The sequence below is a fragment of the Pseudomonas syringae pv. coryli str. NCPPB 4273 genome (assembly GCF_000972175.1).
GTDB lineage: Bacteria > Pseudomonadota > Gammaproteobacteria > Pseudomonadales > Pseudomonadaceae > Aquipseudomonas > Aquipseudomonas syringae.
Genome location: NZ_AWQP01000042.1, coordinates 14,254 through 32,694 on the forward strand (window position 1 = coordinate 14,254; position 18,441 = coordinate 32,694).

An 18,441-nucleotide genomic window follows, 5' to 3' on the forward strand; every position below is an offset into this window, starting at 1 on the left:
ATGCTCAAGCAAGCACTGAAAGAAAATGGTCTGGTCGCGATTTTGCGCGGCCTGCGTCCCGAAGAAGCGCCTGCCATGGGCGATGCGCTGTACGAAGCGGGGTTTCGGGTGATCGAAGTGCCGCTTAACTCCCCGCAACCGTTCGACAGCATCCGCCTGTTGCGTCAGCAATTGCCTGCCGATTGCCTGATCGGTGCTGGCACCGTGCTCACCGCTGAGCAGGTGACTCAGGTCAAGGATGCTGGCGGGCAGGTGATCGTCATGCCGCACAGTGACGCCAAGGTACTGCGTGCGGCCAAGGCGGCCGGGCTGTTCCTGTCGCCAGGGGTTGCGACGCCGACCGAAGCCTTTGCGGCACTGGCCGAAGGCGCCGATGTGCTCAAGCTGTTTCCTGCCGAGCAGATGTCGCCTGCAGTGGTCAAGGCGTGGCTGGCGGTCCTGCCCAAGGGCACGATCCTGCTGCCGGTCGGTGGTATTTCGCCGGACAACATGAAGGTATTTCTCGACGCCGGCGTGAAGGGTTTTGGCCTGGGCTCGGGGCTGTTCAAACCCGGCATGAGCGTCGCAGACGTCACCGAGCGTGCCCAGGCCTATGTGGCGGCCTGGAAGCAGCACAGCGCAGCGCTTGCAGACTGACCGGCGCAGCAGACGCCGCCGTTCAGTAGCCGCTATCCAACAAGAGAATCAACAAGAGAAACTGCACTCATGAAAATCACCAAACTCACCACGTTCATCGTTCCGCCGCGCTGGTGCTTCCTCAAGGTCGAGACTGACGAGGGCGTTGTCGGCTGGGGCGAGCCAGTGGTCGAAGGCCGCGCGCACACGGTCGCTGCCGCTGTAGAAGAGCTTTCCGATTACCTGATCGGCAAAGACCCGCGCAACATCGAAGACATCTGGACCGTGCTGTACCGCGGCGGTTTCTACCGCGGCGGCGCGATCCACATGAGTGCGCTGGCCGGCATCGATCAGGCGTTGTGGGACATCAAGGGCAAGGCGCTGGGGGTGTCGGTCAGTGATCTGCTCGGCGGTCAGGTGCGTGACAAGATTCGCGTCTACTCGTGGATTGGCGGTGATCGTCCTGCCGACACGGCGCGCGCCGCCAAGGAAGCGGTGGAGCGCGGTTTTACTGCGGTGAAGATGAATGGCACCGAAGAGCTGCAGTTTCTCGACACCTTCGACAAGGTCGACCTGGCGCTGGCCAACGTGGCCGCTGTGCGTGATGCCGTGGGGCCGAATGTCGGCATTGGTGTGGACTTCCACGGCCGGGTTCACAAGCCGATGGCCAAGGTGCTGATGAAAGAGCTGGACCCGTACAAGCTGATGTTCATCGAAGAGCCGGTGCTCAGCGAGAACTATGAAGCACTGAAGGAACTGGCGCCGCTGACCAGTACGCCGATTGCGCTGGGCGAGCGGCTGTTCTCGCGCTGGGACTTCAAGCGCGTATTGAGCGAAGGCTACGTCGACATCATCCAGCCGGATGCCTCACACGCCGGTGGCATTACCGAAACCCGCAAGATCGCCAACATGGCTGAAGCCTACGACGTCGCACTGGCGTTGCACTGCCCGCTGGGGCCTATCGCGCTGGCGGCGTGCCTCCAGCTGGACGCGGTTTGCTACAACGCCTTCATCCAGGAGCAGAGCCTGGGTATCCACTACAACGAAAGCAACGACCTGCTCGATTATGTCAAGCACCCGGAAGTCTTCGACTACGACAAAGGCATGGTCAAGATCCCCAACGGCCCCGGCCTGGGCATCGAGATCAACGAAGAGTACGTCATCGAACGCGCCGCCATCGGCCACCGCTGGCGCAACCCGATCTGGCGTCATGCGGATGGCAGTTTTGCGGAGTGGTAGAACAGCAAATCCGCTAACCATCGTTTAGGCGCTCTGCGCTCATCGCCATACATAAGTCCTGAAGAGCCTGGAAAATGGGCGTTCAGGCTTCTGCCCGCAGGGCGTAGGAGCGAACTTGTTCGCGAACAGGCCGACATGTTCTCTGAAAATGTTTCGTTTGAACAATTGTCTTCGCGAACAAGTTCGCTCTTACGGCCTTCGGCCAGAATCCAAAGCGCACTTGCGTATAACGATGAGCGCTCTGCGTGGGAACGAGAATCGGCGTGCCTTCAGCTCGGTTATATCGAAACACAGACCTCAATAAATCCAACAAGAGGCTACATTCCATGCGCACTCGAACTCTGGAGGGTGCGGCATCCCTGGTGACGCCGTCCCGCAAACGTTTCTTTATCATGGTGCTGCTGTTCATCACCGTAGTGATCAACTACCTGGACCGCAGCAACCTGTCGATTGCCGCACCAGCGCTGACCTCCGAACTGGGCCTTGATCCGGTGCATGTCGGGCTGATCTTTTCCGCGTTCGGCTGGACCTACGCCGCCATGCAACTGCCCGGGGGCTGGCTGGTGGACCGCGTGCCGCCGCGCATTCTCTATACCGCAGCCCTGCTGCTGTGGTCCATCGCGACCATCATGCTCGGCTTCGCCGCCAGCTTCATCGCCCTGTTCGTACTGCGCATGGCGGTCGGTGCGCTGGAAGCACCTGCCTATCCGATCAATAGTCGCGTGGTCACCACCTGGTTTCCCGAGCGCGAGCGAGCCACCGCCATCGGCGTCTACACCTCCGGGCAGTTCGTCGGCCTGGCATTTCTGACCCCGGTACTGGCCTGGTTGCAGGCGCACTACGGCTGGCACATGGTGTTTGTCGCCACCGGTGGGGTCGGCGTGCTGTGGGCGCTGATCTGGTACACGGTGTATCGCGAGCCACGTGATTTCAAAGGCGTCAATCAGCAGGAAATCGAGCTGATTCAGGCGGGCGGCGGGCTGGTGGACATCCAGAAGGACGTCGAAAAACAGAAGCAGGCGTTCAGCTGGCTGGACCTGGGCATTGTGTTGAGCAAGCGCAAGCTGTGGGGCATCTACCTGGGGCAGTTCTGCCTGAACTCGACGCTGTGGTTTTTTCTGACATGGTTCCCGACCTACCTGGTGAAATACCGGGGCATGGACTTCATCAAGTCCGGCCTGCTGGCGTCGTTGCCGTTCCTCGCCGCATTTGTCGGTGTGCTGTGCTCGGGCTTCTTCTCCGACTGGCTGATCCGCCGCGGGCATAGCGTAGGCTTTGCACGCAAGTTGCCGATCATTGCCGGGCTGCTGATCTCGACCTCGATCATCGGTGCCAACTTTGTCGACTCTACGCCGCTGGTGATCACCTTTCTGGCGCTGGCGTTCTTCGGCAACGGTCTGGCGTCGATTACCTGGTCGCTGGTCTCGACCCTGGCACCGGCGCGCCTGCTGGGCCTGACCGGTGGCACGTTCAATTTCATCGGCAACCTTTCTGCCATCGCCACCCCGATCGTGATTGGCTTTCTGGCGTCGGGAGACTCGTTCGCGCCTGCCATCACTTACATTTCGGTCCTGGCGCTGCTGGGCGCGCTGTCGTACATCCTGCTGGTAGGAAAAGTGGAGCGTATCGAGCTCTGATGTCGACGCATCCGGACGCAGGCGGCGATAATGCCGCCGGTTTTCGATCCGAACCCTTTTGATCCGAGCAAGGCCTCTCATGCACAACGATTCGACCACCCCTGAAAAGATTACCGGCAAGGATTCCGTACCCACCGGGACTCAGACCTTGCTGCGCGGGCTGGGGGTGGTGCAGGCGGTTGCCGGTGGCGCACGGGACCTCAAGGAGATCGCCCGGCTGATCGGCACCACGCGCAGCACCACGCACCGTCTGGCCAGTTGTCTGGTAGAGGAACGTTACCTGCGCATCGTTCCTCAGGTGGGCTACCTGCTTGGGCCGAAATTGATCGAGCTGGGGTTTCAGGCGCGTGAAGAGGTGCCCCTGGCGATGCTCGCCCGGCCGTATCTGGATCGCTTGTCGGAGCTGACCGGCGATACCGTGCATCTGGCAGTACGGGAAGGGGACGAAGTGCTCTATCTGCACAAGAATCCCGGTCGCAATGGGCCGGAAATGCGTTCGCGGGTCGGGCATCGGATGCCGCTGGTGCGCACTGGTATCGGCAAGGCGCTGCTGCTGGACAGTGCTCAGTCCGAGTGGCAACGGCTGTATGAAATCAGCATGCCGAGCACAGGCAGACATCCGCTATGGCCTGCTCATGAGCAGCAAACCTGGGAGCAGTTGAAGGCGCGGCGGGAGGAGTACGTAGAAGGAGGGTATGCATTCGATCTGGAGGACAACGAACCGTCGATCCGTTGTGTCGCAGCGCCGGTACGTGATGCCAGCAAACAGATCGTTGCCGGCATCAGTGTCGCCAGTACCGTGCCCTACATGCCGCTGGAGAAGATGGCCGAGCTGGTTCCGCTGATCAAAACCATCGCAGCGGAACTCTCGGCCGATCTCGGCGGCTGATCGGCAGTCGATCAGGCCTTCAGCGTGGCCATGTCGATCACGAAGCGGTACTTCACGTCACCGGCCAGCATGCGCTCGTAGGCTTCGTTGATGTTGCGGATATCGAGCATTTCGATGTCGCAGGTGATGTCGTTCTCGGCGCAAAAATCCAGTACTTCCTGAGTTTCCGCGATACCGCCAATCAACGAACCGGCCAGCACGCGACGGCTCATTACCAGGTTGGCCGCGTGTACTGGCGGCTCGATCGGCTCGATCAGGCCGACCAGAATGTGGGCGCCGTCGAAACGCAGGGTTTCCAGGTAGGGGTTCAGGTCGTGCTGCACCGGAATGGTGTCGAGCAGGAAGTCGAAGTGCCCGGCAGCAGCCTTCATCTGTTCAGCATCGGTGGATACGATCACATGATCGGCGCCTTGACGATGTGCTTCCTGAGCTTTGGCGGCGGAGCGGGTGAACAGGGTCACTTCAGCGCCCATGGCCTTGGCGAACTTGATGCCCATGTGGCCCAGACCGCCCATGCCCAGAATGCCGACCTTGTCGCCCGCCTTGACGCCGTAGTGCTTGAGCGGCGAATAGGTGGTGATACCTGCGCAGAGAATAGGCGCAGCAGCGGCCGGGTCGAGTTTTTCCGGGACGCGCACGACGAAGTGCTCGGCGACCACGATGCTATTCGAGTAACCGCCCATGGTGTTGCTGCCGTCCACGCGGTCCGGCGTTGCGTAAGTCATGGTCGGGCCTTCCAGGCAGTACTGCTCGAGGTCCGACTTGCAGGCCGAGCATTCGCGGCACGAATCGACCATGCAGCCGACACCGACCATGTCACCGACCTGGTACTGGGTTGCACTGCTGCCGGTGGCAGTGACACGACCGACAATTTCGTGGCCCGGCATCAGCGGGTAGACGGCGATGCCCCATTCGTTGCGTGCCTGGTGAATATCGGAGTGGCAGACGCCGCAATAAAGGATTTCGATGGCAACGTCGTCGGCACGCAGAGCGCGACGTTCGAAGGTCATCGGGGCGAGGGGTGCGGTAGCTGACTGTGCGGCGTAACCGATAGCTGTGTACATGTTTGACCTCGCAAGATGTAACGGAAGAGAGGCGAACCATTGTCCTGATACAGGCTCTTCGCGGCTATGGTGAATCCTCCGTGTTTCATGCCTATTCCTCCGGTCTGATATTTCAGGGTCGGCGCTGAGGCGCAAATCTGCGATGATACGGCTGTCTGTTTCTCTGTCAGGCTGTGCCCATGACCTTACCTGTTGTGCCAGATGGCAATGCCACCCTCGTTTCCCTGATCCAGCCGCTGGCAGTGCGCCCGGGGTTTGTCGCTACGCCGTTGCCGGAGGTCCGCGTGCTTTCGGCGTTTGGTTACGTCGCCAGCAGCCCGCAGATCTACGAGCCGAGCCTGATGATCGTGGTGCAGGGCAGCAAGGTCGCGTGCCTGGGGCCGCGCACGTTCGAATACGGCACTGGGCATTACCTGATTCAGGCGCTCTCTGTACCGTTCAAGTGCGAAACCTTCGCCACTCCGGAAAAGCCGCTTTACGGCGTTTCAGTGGCCATTGACCGCGTGTTGCTCGGTGAGCTGGTGCAGGCGATGGGCCCGGTCACCGGGCACGAGAGTCAGGTGCAGACGCCGGAATCCATGACCTCGGTGCGCATCGACAACACCATGCGCGACAGTGTCGAGCGTCTGCTGCGTTGTCTGCATGATCCGCTGGAGTGTCAGGCCATGGGCCAGGCACGGATTCGCGAGGTGCTGTACACCGCGCTGCGCGGACCGCAGTCGGGGGTGTTGCGTGCGCTGGTCGAACAGCAGGGGCAGTTCGCACGAATTGCCTCGGCCGTGACCTACCTGCATGAGCATTATGACCACGCGTTGAACGTCGACACGCTGGCCAGTTGCGCGAACATGAGCACGTCGACCTTTCATGAGCATTTCAAGCGCAGCACGCTGTTGTCGCCGGTGCAGTACCTCAAGCGCCTGCGCCTGCTCAAGGCTCAGCAATTGCTGGTGGCCGAGGGCCTGGGAGTGGCGCAGGTCGCGTTGAAGGTCGGCTATCAAAGCGCGTCGCAGTTCAGTCGTGAATACAAGCGCTATTTCGAGCGCAGTCCGGGGGAGGAGAGCAGCAACCTGCGTGTCCCCGCCTGAATGAAAAAAAGCCCCGAAAGGGGCTTTTTCTGTTGAGGCTTGCTGCGACCGTTACATATTCGGGTAGGTCGGGCCGCCAGCGCCTTCCGGTGCCACCCAGGTGATGTTCTGCGACGGGTCCTTGATGTCGCAGGTCTTGCAGTGCACGCAGTTCTGCGCGTTGATCTGGAAGCGTTTCTCGCCGTCTTCCTTGGTGATGACTTCATACACGCCAGCCGGGCAATAACGCTGAGCCGGCTCGTCATACAGCGGCAGGTTCTTGCTGATCGGGATGCTCGGATCGGTCAGCTTCAGGTGGCAGGGCTGTTCCTCTTCATGGTTGGTGCTGGAGAGGAATACTGAACTGAGCTTGTCGAAGCTTAGCTTGCCGTCGGGTTTCGGGTAGTCGATCTTCTTCGAGTCGGCTGCCAGCTTGAGGCAGGCGTAGTCCGGCTTGGTGTCATGCAGCGTGAACGGCAGCTTGCCACCGAAAATGTTCTGATCGATGAAGTTGAATGCGCCGCCCTTGATTGCGCCGTACTTGTGGATCGCCACGCCAAAGTTGCGGCTGGCGAACAGCTCTTCATGCAGCCAGCTGGCCTTGAAGGCATCCACGTAGGAGGTCAGCACGTCGCCGCCTTCCTTGCCGGCGAGCAGCGCGTCGGCCACCGAATCGGCAGCCAGCATGCCGGACTTCATGGCCGTATGGCTGCCCTTGATCTTGGCGAAGTTCAGCGTGCCCAGATCGCAGCCGATCAGCGCGCCGCCGGGGAAGACCATTTTCGGCAGGGAGTTCAAGCCGCCCTTGGCAATCGCGCGGGCACCGTAGCTGATGCGCTTGCCGCCTTCCAGGTACTGCTTGACGACCGGGTGATGCTTGTAGCGCTGGAATTCGTCGAACGGCGAGAGGTACGGGTTGCTGTAGGACAGGTCGATGATCAGGCCGACCACGACCTGATTGTTTTCCAGGTGGTAAAGGAACGAGCCGCCCGGATTGTCATCGTCCAGCGGCCAGCCTGCGGTGTGTACCACCAGACCCTGTTCATGTTTTGCCGGATCGACTTCCCAGATTTCCTTGAGGCCGATAGCGTAATGCTGCACGTCGGCTTCGTCGTCGAGCTTGAAGCGCTTGAGCAGCTGCTTGCCGATGTGACCACGGCAGCCTTCGGCGAACAGCGTGTACTTGGCGCGCAGTTCCATGCCGGGGGTGTACAGGCCTTCCTTCGGATTGCCTTCGCGGTCGACACCCAGGTCGCCGGTGACGATGCCGCGTACCATGCCGTTTTCGTCGAACAGCGCTTCCTGTGCGGCAAAGCCCGGATAGATTTCGACACCGAGGTTTTCAGCCTGCTGCGCCAGCCAGCGGCACAGGTTGCCCAGCGAGATGATGTAGTTGCCATGGTTGTGCATGGTCTTGGGGACGAAAAAGTCCGGTATTTTCTGTGCTTTTTCGGCGTCGCGCAGCACATAGATGTCGTCGCGCTTGACCGGCGTGTTGAGCGGAGCGCCCAGTTCCTGCCAGTTGGGGAACAGTTCATTCAGTGCGCGGGGCTCGAACACGGCACCGGAGAGGATGTGTGCACCGACTTCGGAGCCTTTTTCCACCACGCAGACGATGATTTCCTGGCCAGCTTCAGCGGCCTTCTGTTTAAGGCGGCAAGCGGCAGAAAGCCCGGACGGGCCGGCTCCGACGATAACGACGTCGAATTCCATGTATTCGCGTTCCACAGGCTATCTCCTACTCTCAAGGCTCACGGTGTTTTTATGGGCACTGCTTTTTTGGTTGCTGCAGGCCGACGCATGGAGGTATTGAACCGCCCCGTCTTTTAATGGTTCGCATTATATCTACACCACTGCGCGGGTCCAATACAAACGTTTGTTTGAATCGGCCGCAGGCCAGATAAATCAAAGACACCAGACTCGGAACTGGCCGATTTGGCGTATTGACCGGAAAAGGCGTTGCGGTCAATATACGGGCGGTTTTGCGTTTGCCGTAGGCTGAAACGAGGTTCCCGGATTGCGGGCAATCTCTCAAAAGGCATCAGGCAGACGCGCTGCAGGCAACAGGTCAACGTCGCACGGCGCATTTTACACACCCAGCCGCTGCTTGACGGGTGACTCCCGGCTTTTATACGGCTTTTTAAAGCCGTCCGAATGGCCTGCACGCATAGCGATTGCTTGTTGAGGACACATATCGATCGCCTGGTGCCGCCGGGCGACTTCTTTTCACCGGAGAGTGAGGAATCCATGAAGGTTCTTGTAGCTGTCAAACGAGTGGTCGACTACAACGTCAAGGTTCGCGTCAAGGCGGACAACTCCGGCGTCGATCTTGCCAACGTCAAAATGTCCATGAACCCGTTCTGCGAAATCGCCGTTGAAGAGGCGGTTCGTCTTAAAGAGAAGGGTGTAGCCACCGAAATCGTCGTCGTCACCATCGGCCCGACCACCGCTCAGGAACAACTGCGTACCGCCCTGGCACTGGGTGCCGACCGTGCCGTGCTGGTCGAGTCCGCCGAGGAACTGACTTCTCTGGCCGTGGCCAAGCTGCTCAAGGCCGTGGTCGACAAGGAGCAGCCACAACTGGTGATCCTTGGCAAACAGGCCATCGACAGTGATAACAACCAGACCGGCCAGATGCTGGCTGCGTTGAGCGGCTACCCGCAGGGTACGTTCGCATCCAAGGTTGAAGTGACCGGTGACAAGGTCGCCGTAACCCGTGAAATCGACGGCGGCCTGCAGACTGTTTCCCTGAGCCTGCCAGCCATCGTGACCACGGACCTGCGTCTGAACGAGCCACGCTACGCTTCGCTGCCCAACATCATGAAGGCCAAGAAGAAGCCGCTCGAAGTGCTGACCCCGGATGCACTGGGCGTTTCCACGGCCTCGACCAACAAGACCCTCAAGGTCGAAGCGCCGGCTGCACGCAGCGCCGGCATCAAGGTCAAGTCGGTGGCTGAACTGGTCGAGAAACTGAAAAACGAAGCGAAGGTAATCTAAATGACGATCCTGGTTATCGCTGAACACGACAATGCGACCGTAGCCCCGGCTACGCTCAACACCCTTGCTGCTGCCCAGAAGATCGGCGGTGACATTCATTTGCTGGTGGCCGGTTCCGGCGTGAGCGCCGTTGCCGACGCAGCCGCCAAAATTGCCGGTGTGACCAAGGTCCTGGTGGCCGATCACGAAGCCTACGCGCACCAACTGCCTGAAAACATCGCACCGCTGGTCGTGGAGCTGGCTGCGGGCCATAGCCATGTTCTGGCCGCGGCAACGTCCAATGGCAAGAACATCCTGCCGCGCGTCGCCGCTCAGTTGGATGTCGATCAGATCTCCGAGATCGTTTCGGTGGTTTCCGCCGACACCTTCACGCGTCCGATCTACGCCGGTAACGCCATCGCCACCGTGCAGTCGACGGCTGCGGTCAAGGTCATCACCGTACGTGCCACCGGCTTCGACCCGGTGGCTGCAGAGGGTGGCTCGGCCGCTGTTGAAGCGGTTTCGGCTGCTCACGATGCCGGCAAGTCTAGCTTCGTCGGTGAAGAGCTGGCCAAATCCGATCGTCCGGAGCTGACAGCAGCGAAGATCGTCGTTTCCGGTGGTCGCGGCATGCAGAACGGTGACAACTTCAGGCACCTGTACACGCTGGCCGACAAGCTCGGTGCGGCAGTGGGCGCTTCCCGTGCTGCGGTCGATGCCGGTTTCGTACCCAACGACATGCAGGTCGGTCAGACCGGCAAGATCGTTGCTCCCCAGCTGTACATCGCGGTCGGTATTTCCGGTGCCATTCAGCATCTGGCCGGTATGAAGGATTCCAAGGTGATCGTTGCGATCAACAAGGATGAAGAGGCGCCGATCTTCCAGGTCGCCGATTACGGTCTGGTGGCTGACTTGTTCGAAGCCATCCCTGAGCTGGAGAAGCTGGTTTAAGCCACGCGCTTCCACTATAAAGAGAACCCGTTCCATTCGGGGTTCGCGCACCGGCGGTTTGCGGTGCGCCTGCCCGGATCGAACGGGTTTTTTATTGGGTATCGAAAGGACTTTTCATGGTGCATTCCCGGCTGCTGTCTTCGCTTCTCTTCGGGCTGATCGCGCTGCCGACGCTGGCCTTCGCCGCAGGCAAGTGCGAGCGTCTGATCGTGACCGGCAGCCCGGACGCGCCGCCTTATCTGTGGCGTGATCCCCAGGACCCGCGTCACCTGATGGGCGCCAATGCCGATCTGCTGACTCAGGCAGCGGGCGAGCTGGGTATCAAGGTTGAGTTTCTGTATGGCGGCAAGCGCAGTCAGGCACTCGAAGAGGTGCGCACCGGGCGCATGGACCTGCTGGCTGACGCGCCGTTGAACGCGGCACAACTCGAAGCGCTGGATTACATTCATCCGCCGATCGTGCAGAACGAAATCATGGTCTGGACGCGTCACGATCACAGTGTGCCGTTCAATGCCGTCAGCGAGCTGCAGGGTCATCCCGGCGCCATGTCGGAAAAGACCCGCCTGACGCCATCCTTTGATGCGCTGGCCAGACAGAGTCTGACCCTGGAGAGGGTGCCTGCACTTACGCCCGCGTTCCAGAAGCTGGCCTTGGGTGAGGTGGATTACGTGCTTGCCGGGCGTTATGCCGGTCTGGTCATGGTGCAGACCCTGGGGCTTTCCAAAGACCTGATAGCGCAGCCTCTACCGGTCGATACGCCGGGTTTTTATCTGGCCTTGTCGTTCAACTCGGCTTGCAATGAACCATGGTTGCGCGGACAGCTGGCGAAAAAGATGACAGAATCGGCCGCCTCTGGCCTTGCGGGCGATGTCATCAGGCACAACCTGGAGTTGTGGAAAGCCCAACTGCTGCAACCTGCCAGCGCCAGCGCACCCAACAAGTAGGGATGTTTTTGTGAGTATTCGTTTTTCAATTGCCGTCATGGCAATCGCCACGCTGGCCGGTTGCGCCAGTGATCCGGTACCAACCGAGCAGTTCAAACTGACCGAGCAGGCGCTGGAGCAGGCCAAGGCGGTCGGCGCCAGTGACGATCAACCCGAGATGGAAGTCGCCCAGGCCGGATTCGCCGAAGCCCGCGCCTCCATGGCAATCCACGCCTACAAGGACGCGCGCATGAAAGCCGAGCAGGCCGAACTTGATGCGCGCCTGGCCGAAGCGCGAGTGCTGACCCTCAAGAGCCAGGAGCAGGTCAATCAGTTGAATACCCGCCTCAATCGCTTGCGCAAGCAGCTGGGGGAGGCGCAATGAACCGTATTCCCCGTGTCCTGAGTGTGTGTCTGTTGCTAGGGTCGGCTGGCCTTTACGGTTGTGCCGGTCACAAGGACAGCGGCCAGGCCTTGCAGCAGGCCAGTGCCGACTTCCAGAAGGTCAAGGAAGATACCGATGTGCTGCGCAGTGCGCCCAAAGATGTCATTCGCGCGGGTGAGTCGCTGGCCCGCGCCGAGCGTCTGTCCAGCTACCTGGGGAGCGGTGCCGATGTCGCTCACTACGCCTACCTCAGCAGCCGTTACAGCGAAATCGCGCGTGAGCACAGCAACCTGATGCTGAGTCAGGAGCGTCTGGCAAAAATGGACATGGAGCGTCAGCGTATGCAGCTGGCACTGCGTGAAGCCAAGCTGGCCAGCGCCCAGCAGCAGGGCCGTTGGCTGGAGGATCAGATCCTCAGCCTGGCCACCACCGAAACCGACCGCGGCCTGGTCATGACCCTGGGTGATGTGCTGTTCGACGCCGGGCATGCCGAGCTGAAAAACTCCGCCAGCCGTACCATTCTCAAGGTTGTGCAGTTTCTGCAGATCAACCCGCGCCGAGTGGTCCGGATCGAAGGTTATACCGACAGCACGGGCGATCGTCAGGAGAACCTGAAACTCTCGAAAGACCGGGCACAGGCCGTTGCTGACGTGCTGATGGACCTGGGTATCGATGAAAAGCGTATCCACGTCGAAGGCTATGGGCAGGAGTTTCCTGTGAATGCCAATACCTCCGAGCGGGGCCGTGCGCAAAACAGGCGTGTCGAGATCGTTTTCTCGGACGAAAAAGGTCAGCTGGGCGCAGCTCGCTGATAAAAAGCCGATGAAAAGCCCGACGCCGGAAACGGCCTCGGGCTTTTTTGTCTTTAATCACATTGATTATGGCGTTTCTGCCCGCGTTTATTTTCACTCAGCAATCATCAATGCTGGCCTGATTTCAAACTGTTCCCGTACACTTCCGATCTGTGCCGGTTATTACGCATCTGTATTTTCAAAAATAATAAATCACCGGTCTTTTGAGGCTGTGTCATGACCAATCTCTTGCTCTACCAGCGTATCGCTCAGCAGTTGGCCGAAGACATCCGTCGTGGTGTGTATCAGCCAGGCGAGCGGGTGCCGTCCGTCCGCAAAATGAGTTCGCAGCTCAACGTCAGCCATGCCACTGTATTGCAGGCTTACGCGAACCTTGAAGACCAGGGGCTGATCCGCGCACGGCCCCAGTCCGGCTACTACGTCCATCAAACGCCCGCGCTGACGGCTTCGACCCCAGATATCGCTCGGGTCGAGCGGCCCGGCCTGGTCACGCGCAGCAGCATTATCCAGCAGGTGCTCGAAGAGTCCCGCCGCGAAGGTGTGTTCGCCCTCGGGGCTGCGGTGCCTCATGTGGATTACCTGCCGGTGCGCGCGCTGCATCAGCAACTGGCCAAGGTCACGCGTTTTCACAGCCCGCGGGCCTTCAGTTACATGTTCAGCCCTGGCTTCGAACCCTTGCGCAGGCAGGTCGCCATCCGCATGCGCGACGCCGGCGTGGTGGTCGACCCGTCTGAGGTGGTGATCACTCACGGCTGCGTGGATGCGCTGCAGATGGCGCTGCGGGTGCTGACCCGGCCCGGCGATCTGATAGCCGCCGAATCGCCAGCCTATTACGGGTTGCTGCAACTTGCCGACCTGCTGGGTTTGAAAGTCATCGAAATCCCCAGTGATCCGGCCACCGGCATCAGTCTTGAAGCCTTGCAGCTGGCGGCCAATCAATGGTCCATCAAGGCTCTGGTACTGACCTCGCGGCTGAGCAATCCACTGGGCGGCACCATGCCGGAGGAGCGGCAGAAAAACCTGCTGCGTCTGACCTCGGATTTCGATATCCAGGTGGTTGAAGACGACGTCTACGGCGAGTTGATGTTCGAAGTAGGGCGGACCAAGGCGCTCAAGGCGTTCGACCGGCTGGGGAGGGTGATTTACTGCTCAAGCTTCTCCAAGACCCTGTCGCCGGGTGTGCGTGTCGGCTGGATGATAGCCGGCAAGTACCAGGCGGAAATTCAGCGTCTGCAAACCTTCAGTACTCACTCGGCGTGCAGTGTCACGCAAATGGCCGTCGCGGCTTACCTCGAAAACGGTGGCTACGATCGGCACCTGCGCTTCATTCGTCTCGAATACCGCAAGAACCTCAGTGCCTACCAGCTGGCGGTGCAGCAGTTCTTTCCCGAAGGTACGCAGATGAGTCGTCCCGCAGGGGGCTTTATCCTGTGGGTCAGTCTGCCGGGCAGAGTCAATACCCAGGAATTGCACGTGCGTGCGCTCGAGCAGGGCATCAGCATCGCGCCCGGGCTGATTTTCAGCAATACCGAGCAGTTCAACCACTGTATTCGTTTGAATTGCGGCATGAAATGGAACAAGGAAGCCGAGCGCGCATTGATGACATTGGGGATTCTGGCCAAGCAGTTATGTCAGGAGGCTGTTCAGGCTTATTGATTGGCAAAGATATTTGTCAATTCTTCGGAACTCTTGTCTTGTCAGGTTGGCCTCAAAAGGACAGCATGTGTTTCTTTCCGGCTTTTTGCCACTGCCTTGCCTGACTTTTTGCCTATGAATGTTTTTCGCTGTCTCGGATTGCTTGTCGTCGTACTTCTGAGTGGTTGTGACGCTCCGGATACCTCTGTGCCCAAACCCAGGACCGAGGCGGTTATCACCGCGCCGGTATCGCCCGAGGTGCATCTGAAGACTGAGGCACCTGCGCAGGCAGTCGCCACCGATGCCAAGCAAATCAAGGCGCCGGACACCATGCATCAGCTGATGCCGGGCGTGCCAGTCGTGCCTGTGGTGGTCGGAAAGGAAAAATCAGAACCTGCAGCCCCTCAGAGCGTCAAATCGGCGACTTCCGAAAAAGCCTCTTCCAGGGTTGCGGCAGCCAAGGCACCTGCGAGCAAGCGCAAGAACGCCAAGGATGCCAAGACCGCCAGCGTCAAGGATGTGCGAATCAAAGCACCCAAGCTGGACCTGAGCCTGCCTCCCGAGCTGGTCAAGGAACTCGACCCGCCTGCCAAGGTGATTACCAACAAGCGCAAGCCGATATTGCCGCAGATGTTCAGCGACAAGGGCGATTCTGCGAACCCCGGCCCGTTCGAGCTCGAGGGGCGATTGCTGACCAACGAAATGCAATTGCAGATGCGTAATGACAACCGTCGCGATGTAGAAGGCGCTGCGCTGGACTTCAAATTCAAGCAGTAAGTCCTGCCTGTCGTCCGATACGGCGTTTTCAAACAGACGTTTTGACGGTTAATATCCCTTCTCTTTTTCAATTTTCAAACAAGGGTGTGTGGTCATGGACTGCCGTTCCGGTTGTGGCGCGTGCTGCATAGCGCCTTCCATCACGTCTCCCATACCCGGTATGCCTGACGGAAAGCCTGCTGGCGAGCGCTGTCTGCATCTGTCGGTCGAGTTTTTGTGCGCCTTGTTCGGCAGGGCTGAGCGGCCCGCGGTGTGCAGTCAGTTCAAGGCGGCAGAGGATGTCTGCGGTGCCGATCAGGCGGATGCCATTCGCCTGATCGGTTGGTGGGAAAAAGCCACTGCTGTGGCCTGAAAAAGTGTTTTCGAGCACAAATGCTTCTTCGGAACTTCAAAACAAGGAATAAAACAATGGGTCCGCTGTATCGCATGGCTGTTGCTTGTGGCTTCACTGTAATGCTTGCCGGAACGGCGCAGGCTGAAGAGTGGAAAGAGGTCAAGAATCAGGATGGCATCAAGGTCTCGTTGAGCGACGTGCCTGGGTCCGATTACAAGGCGTATCAGGGTATTGCGCTGATCAACGCCAGCGTGAGCAAGTTGCGTGCCCTTCAGGAGGATGTCGCGGGGGCCTGCGCCTGGATTCATGAGTGCAAGTTGCAGAAAGTGCTCAAGCACGAAGGCAACAAGACCTGGACCTACAGCCAGTTCAATACGCCCTGGCCGGTGACGCCTCGCGATTCCGTGTTGTTGATCACCACTCAGGAAGGTGCTGACGGGAGTGTTACCCGTAACCTCGAAGAGCAGCCTTCGTATATCCCCGAGGAGAAGGGCTATGTGCGGGTGACCGAGGTCAAAGGCTTCTGGAAAATGGTGCCGAAGGGGCCGAACCAGACTGAAGTGACCTATCAGGTTCACACCGAGCCGGGTGGCAGTGTGCCGTCGATGCTGGCCAACAAGTTCGTTGTCGATGCACCGTACAACACCTTGAAAGCGCTCAGGGAGCGTGCCGCGCAAAGCAAATGATCCGCACTGGATAGCGCGCACAAAAAAGGGCTGCCAATGGCAGCCCTTTTTTTGCGCGTGGCGCTTACTTGCGGTCTTGCAGGGCGACGATGTCGCGTTGCACGTTGCCGGTGTACAGCTGACGAGGGCGACCGATCTTGTAAGGGCTGGAGAGCATTTCCTTCCAGTGCGAGATCCAGCCGACAGTCCGCGCCAGGGCGAAGATCACGGTGAACATGCTGGTCGGAATGCCGATGGCCTTGAGGATGATGCCCGAATAGAAGTCGACGTTCGGGTACAGCGAACGCTCGATGAAGTATGGGTCGGTCAGGGCGATCTCTTCGAGGCGCATGGCCAGTTCGAGTTGAGGATCGTTGGTGATGCCCAGCTCTTTCAGTACTTCGTCGCAGGTCTGCTTCATTACGGTGGCGCGCGGGTCACGGTTCTTGTACACGCGGTGGCCGAAGCCCATGAGCTTGAACGGATCGTTCTTGTCCTTGGCCTTGGCAATGAACGTGTCGATGTTCGACACATCGCCGATTTCATCGAGCATGGTCAGTACCGCTTCGTTGGCGCCGCCGTGGGCAGGGCCCCAGAGCGCTGCGATACCGGCTGCGATACAGGCGAACGGGTTGGCCCCGGAAGAGCCTGCCATACGCACGGTAGAGGTCGAAGCGTTCTGCTCGTGATCGGCGTGGAGGATGAAGATCTTGTCCATCGCCTTGGCCAGCACCGGGCTGATCGGTTTGATCTCGCACGGGGTGTTGAACATCATGTGCAGGAAGTTTTCCGCGTAGCTGAGGTCGTTACGCGGGTACATCATGGGTTGACCCATGGAGTACTTGTAGACCATCGCTGCCAGGGTCGGCATCTTGGCGACCAGGCGTACCGCGGAAATCTCGCGGTGCTGCGGGTTATTGATGTCCAGCGAGTCGTGGTAGAACGCTGACAGGGCGCCGACTACGCCACACATGACGGCCATCGGGTGGGCGTCGCGGCGGAAACCGTTGAAAAAGGTCTTGAGCTGTTCGTGAACCATCGTGTGGTTCTTGACCACGGCCACGAACTGGGCTTTCTGCTCGGCGGTGGGCAGTTCACCGTTGAGCAGCAGGTAGCAGGTTTCGAGGTAGTCGGACTGCTCGGCCAGTTGTTCGATCGGGTAGCCGCGGTGTAGCAGAATGCCATTATCACCATCGATGTAGGTGATCTTCGAGTCGCAAGAGGCCGTGGACATGAAGCCAGGGTCAAATGTGAAGCGGCCGGTGGCGGTCAGGCCGCGTACGTCGATCACGTCCGGACCCACTGTACCGGTCAGAATTGGCAGCTCGACGGGGGCAGCGCCCTCGATGATCAACTGCGCTTTTTTGTCAGCCATGTGGCCTCCTATTTATGCTTCAAATCATCAGACAGGCCCCCCACGCAGGGCCCGCATCACTATAGTGAGATAAATTCTAAAGTCAATTTGCCTAAAGTCGTGTTCCGCAAGGGCTCGGCCGTGGATTTTGCAGACGGTTTACTGCCGTTTACGCCTTTTGTCGCGGCAACGCAATCCGCTATTGGCGGTACGTCTGCGCGTTGTCATTAGTAACCTAACTGTCTATACTCGGCGTCCGACCGCCAGAGGCTTTTGGCCTGTTTCAAGGGGGTCGTCACTTCCTGGGTGGTGGGTACCTGACCAGTGCACTTCCCAACAACTTGCCCTGATTGTTAGGGGCTCTTCAGTGTGAAAAAAAGCCGTGAATAGCCAACGACCTGTAAATCTAGACCTAAGGACCATCAAGCTCCCAGTCACCGCTTACACGTCCATCCTTCACCGCATCTCCGGTGTCATCCTCTTTGTCGGTATTGCAATCATGCTGTATGCAATGGACAAGTCGCTGGCCTCCGAAGAGGGATTTGGTGAAGTCAAGGCGTATATGACCAGTCCGCTGGCCAAGCTGATCATCTGGGGACTTCTGTCTGCCCTGCTGTACCACCTGGTGGCCGGTATTCGTCACCTCATCATGGACTCGGGGGTAGGCGAGACGCTTGAAGGCGGCAAGCTGGGCTCCAAAATCGTTATCGCGGTCTCCGTGATTCTGATTCTTCTGGCGGGAGTATGGATATGGTAACCAACGTCACCAACCTGTCGCGTTCGGGCCTCTATGACTGGATGGCTCAGCGTGTTTCCGCAGTCGTGCTCGCGGCTTATTTCATTTTCCTGATCGGTTACATGGTCTTTCACCCGGGTCTGAGCTACGCCCAATGGCATGGTCTGTTCGCTCACAACGGAATGCGTATCTTCAGTCTCCTGGCCCTCGTTGCCCTTGGCGCTCACGCCTGGGTCGGCATGTGGACCATCGCGACCGACTACCTGACGCCGATGGCGCTGGGCAAGTCCGCAACTGCAGTACGTTTCCTGTTCCAGGCGGTATGTGGCGTTCTGATGTTCGCCTACTTCGTCTGGGGCGTGCAGATTCTTTGGGGTATCTGATC

At 59.3% G+C, this 18,441-nt stretch carries 19 protein-coding genes; 16 read left to right on the forward strand and 3 right to left on the reverse strand.

Annotation, left to right across the window (positions count from 1 at the left end; all coding sequences use genetic code 11):
- From P406_RS17525 to P406_RS17540, 4 genes are all read left to right on the forward strand, one after another.
- Positions 1 to 636, forward strand: coding sequence for a 2-dehydro-3-deoxy-6-phosphogalactonate aldolase (locus P406_RS17525; protein ID WP_024650129.1), 636 nt, complete (start codon positions 1 to 3; stop codon positions 634 to 636).
- A 69-nt stretch (positions 637 to 705) separates the two neighbouring features.
- Positions 706 to 1,854: a galactonate dehydratase gene (dgoD, locus tag P406_RS17530; protein ID WP_003394509.1), complete on the forward strand. Its 1,149-nt coding sequence runs from the start codon at positions 706 to 708 to the stop codon at positions 1,852 to 1,854.
- A gap of 326 nt (positions 1,855 to 2,180) precedes the next feature.
- A complete protein-coding gene (locus P406_RS17535) occupies positions 2,181 to 3,491 on the forward strand; it encodes an MFS transporter (protein ID WP_046236863.1) in 1,311 nt (436 codons plus the stop codon).
- Positions 3,492 to 3,570: 79 nt separating this feature from the next.
- Entirely contained in the window at positions 3,571 to 4,380 is an 810-nt protein-coding gene (locus P406_RS17540; RefSeq protein ID WP_046236864.1) for an IclR family transcriptional regulator, read from the forward strand.
- A gap of 11 nt (positions 4,381 to 4,391) precedes the next feature.
- Here the strand turns inward: P406_RS17540 and P406_RS17545 are convergent, their stop codons facing one another.
- Positions 4,392 to 5,444 carry an NAD(P)-dependent alcohol dehydrogenase gene (locus tag P406_RS17545; protein ID WP_003406175.1) on the reverse strand — a complete coding sequence of 351 codons (1,053 nt, stop codon included), beginning with the start codon at positions 5,442 to 5,444 and terminating at the stop codon, positions 4,392 to 4,394.
- A gap of 179 nt (positions 5,445 to 5,623) precedes the next feature.
- Here P406_RS17545 and P406_RS17550 point away from each other — a divergent pair, with 179 nt between their 5' ends.
- Complete coding sequence (locus P406_RS17550; RefSeq protein ID WP_003423578.1) at positions 5,624 to 6,529, forward strand: AraC family transcriptional regulator; 906 nt, start codon at positions 5,624 to 5,626, stop codon at positions 6,527 to 6,529.
- A gap of 51 nt (positions 6,530 to 6,580) precedes the next feature.
- Here P406_RS17550 and P406_RS17555 read toward each other — a convergent pair whose 3' ends face one another.
- Positions 6,581 to 8,236 carry an electron transfer flavoprotein-ubiquinone oxidoreductase gene (locus P406_RS17555; RefSeq protein WP_046236865.1) on the reverse strand — a complete coding sequence of 552 codons (1,656 nt, stop codon included), beginning with the start codon at positions 8,234 to 8,236 and terminating at the stop codon, positions 6,581 to 6,583.
- A 519-nt stretch (positions 8,237 to 8,755) separates the two neighbouring features.
- On the opposite strand from P406_RS17555, the gene P406_RS17560 reads away from it, so the two are divergent.
- The 9 genes from P406_RS17560 (at position 8,756) to P406_RS17600 (ending at position 15,987) form a co-directional block, all read left to right on the forward strand.
- On the forward strand, positions 8,756 to 9,505 hold the full coding sequence (locus P406_RS17560) for an electron transfer flavoprotein subunit beta/FixA family protein (protein ID WP_003394537.1): 750 nt from the start codon (positions 8,756 to 8,758) through the stop codon (positions 9,503 to 9,505).
- Positions 9,506 to 10,435, forward strand: coding sequence for an electron transfer flavoprotein subunit alpha/FixB family protein (locus P406_RS17565; RefSeq protein ID WP_003366683.1), 930 nt, complete (start codon positions 9,506 to 9,508; stop codon positions 10,433 to 10,435).
- 116 nt (positions 10,436 to 10,551) lie between these two features.
- A complete protein-coding gene (locus tag P406_RS17570; protein ID WP_024650446.1) occupies positions 10,552 to 11,379 on the forward strand; it encodes a substrate-binding periplasmic protein in 828 nt (275 codons plus the stop codon).
- Between the two features lie 10 nt (positions 11,380 to 11,389).
- On the forward strand, positions 11,390 to 11,743 hold the full coding sequence (locus P406_RS17575) for a DUF4398 domain-containing protein (RefSeq protein WP_046236866.1): 354 nt from the start codon (positions 11,390 to 11,392) through the stop codon (positions 11,741 to 11,743).
- A complete protein-coding gene (locus tag P406_RS17580; protein WP_046236867.1) occupies positions 11,740 to 12,555 on the forward strand; it encodes an OmpA family protein in 816 nt (271 codons plus the stop codon). The genes P406_RS17575 and P406_RS17580 overlap by 4 nt, the downstream gene beginning before the upstream one ends.
- A gap of 216 nt (positions 12,556 to 12,771) precedes the next feature.
- Positions 12,772 to 14,211 (forward strand): aminotransferase-like domain-containing protein, encoded by a 1,440-nt coding sequence (locus tag P406_RS17585; protein WP_046236868.1) that lies wholly within the window; start codon positions 12,772 to 12,774, stop codon positions 14,209 to 14,211.
- Between the two features lie 114 nt (positions 14,212 to 14,325).
- Positions 14,326 to 14,967: a translation initiation factor 2 gene (locus P406_RS17590; RefSeq protein WP_082100848.1), complete on the forward strand. Its 642-nt coding sequence runs from the start codon at positions 14,326 to 14,328 to the stop codon at positions 14,965 to 14,967.
- 94 nt (positions 14,968 to 15,061) lie between these two features.
- A complete protein-coding gene (locus P406_RS17595) occupies positions 15,062 to 15,319 on the forward strand; it encodes a YkgJ family cysteine cluster protein (protein ID WP_003406159.1) in 258 nt (85 codons plus the stop codon).
- A gap of 56 nt (positions 15,320 to 15,375) precedes the next feature.
- Positions 15,376 to 15,987, forward strand: coding sequence for an START domain-containing protein (locus tag P406_RS17600; protein WP_003419910.1), 612 nt, complete (start codon positions 15,376 to 15,378; stop codon positions 15,985 to 15,987).
- A 64-nt stretch (positions 15,988 to 16,051) separates the two neighbouring features.
- Here P406_RS17600 and gltA read toward each other — a convergent pair whose 3' ends face one another.
- Positions 16,052 to 17,341, reverse strand: coding sequence for a citrate synthase (gene gltA, locus P406_RS17605; RefSeq protein WP_003366698.1), 1,290 nt, complete (start codon positions 17,339 to 17,341; stop codon positions 16,052 to 16,054).
- A gap of 361 nt (positions 17,342 to 17,702) precedes the next feature.
- Here gltA and sdhC point away from each other — a divergent pair, with 361 nt between their 5' ends.
- Both sdhC and sdhD read left to right on the forward strand, forming a co-directional pair.
- Positions 17,703 to 18,077 (forward strand): succinate dehydrogenase, cytochrome b556 subunit, encoded by a 375-nt coding sequence (sdhC, locus tag P406_RS17610; RefSeq protein WP_003423585.1) that lies wholly within the window; start codon positions 17,703 to 17,705, stop codon positions 18,075 to 18,077.
- Positions 18,071 to 18,439, forward strand: coding sequence for a succinate dehydrogenase, hydrophobic membrane anchor protein (gene sdhD / locus P406_RS17615; protein ID WP_003316551.1), 369 nt, complete (start codon positions 18,071 to 18,073; stop codon positions 18,437 to 18,439). Before sdhC ends, sdhD begins: the two co-directional genes overlap by 7 nt.
- Positions 18,440 to 18,441 lie beyond the last annotated feature (2 nt).